This is a genomic window from Gilliamella sp. wkB195, from assembly GCF_001690445.1.
Lineage (GTDB): Bacteria > Pseudomonadota > Gammaproteobacteria > Enterobacterales > Orbaceae > Gilliamella > Gilliamella apicola_E.
This window is the reverse complement of sequence record NZ_LZGP01000010.1, coordinates 1-1,332: the sequence shown is the minus strand read 5'-3', so window position 1 is coordinate 1,332 and position 1,332 is coordinate 1. Positions and strand designations below refer to the sequence as shown.

1 rRNA gene is annotated in these 1,332 nt (G+C 52.0%); it reads right to left on the bottom strand.

Going from position 1 to position 1,332, the window contains the following annotated elements:
* Positions 1–38: 38 nt before the first annotated feature.
* Positions 39–1,332, bottom strand: a 16S ribosomal RNA gene (locus tag A9G08_RS02195); the annotation flags it as partial.

The window sequence follows — 1,332 nt, the reverse complement described above, 5'->3', positions numbered from 1 at the left end:
TAAACAAACAATCTGTGTGAACACTTACGAGCTCTTCGTAAGGAGGTGATCCAACCGCAGGTTCCCCTACGGTTACCTTGTTACGACTTCACCCCAGTCATGAATCACACCGTGGTAAACGCCCTCCCGAAGGTTAAGCTATCTACTTCTGGTGCAACCCACTCCCATGGTGTGACGGGCGGTGTGTACAAGGCCCGGGAACGTATTCACCGTGACATTCTGATTCACGATTACTAGCGATTCCGACTTCATGGAGTCGAGTTGCAGACTCCAATCCGGACTTAGACGTACTTTCTGAGGTCCGCTTGCTCTCGCGAGGTCGCCTCCCTTTGTATACGCCATTGTAGCACGTGTGTAGCCCTGGTCGTAAGGGCCATGATGACTTGACGTCGTCCCCACCTTCCTCCGCTTTATCAACGGCAGTCTCCTTTGAGTTCCCGACCGAATCGCTGGCAACAAAGGATAAGGGTTGCGCTCGTTGCGGGACTTAACCCAACATTTCACAACACGAGCTGACGACAGCCATGCAGCACCTGTCTCACAGTTCCCGAAGGCACTCTCGCATCTCTGCAAGATTCTGTGGATGTCAAGACCAGGTAAGGTTCTTCGCGTTGCATCGAATTAAACCACATGCTCCACCGCTTGTGCGGGCCCCCGTCAATTCATTTGAGTTTTAACCTTGCGGCCGTACTCCCCAGGCGGTCGATTTATCGCGTTAGCTTCGGAGCCCATCACTCAGGGCAACAAACTCCAAATCGACATCGTTTACAGCGTGGACTACCAGGGTATCTAATCCTGTTTGCTCCCCACGCTTTCGCATCTCAGCGTCAGTATCTGTCCAGAAGGCCGCCTTCGCCACCGGTATTCCTCCACATCTCTACGCATTTCACCGCTACACGTGGAATTCTACCTTCCTCTACAATACTCTAGTTAACCAGTTTTAAGTGCAATTCCTAGGTTGAGCCCAGGGCTTTCACACCTAACTTAATTATCCGCCTACATGCCCTTTACGCCCAGTCATTCCGATTAACGCTCGCACCCTCCGTATTACCGCGGCTGCTGGCACGGAGTTAGCCGGTGCTTCTTCTGTAATTAACGTCAATTGATGCACCTATTAGATACACCACCTTCCTCATTACCGAAAGTACTTTACAACCCGAAGGCCTTCTTCATACACGCGGCATGGCTGCATCAGGGTTTCCCCCATTGTGCAATATTCCCCACTGCTGCCTCCCGTAGGAGTCTGGACCGTGTCTCAGTTCCAGTGTGGCTGGTCATCCTCTCAGACCAGCTAGAGATCGTCGCCTTGGTAAGCCTTTACCTCACCAACTA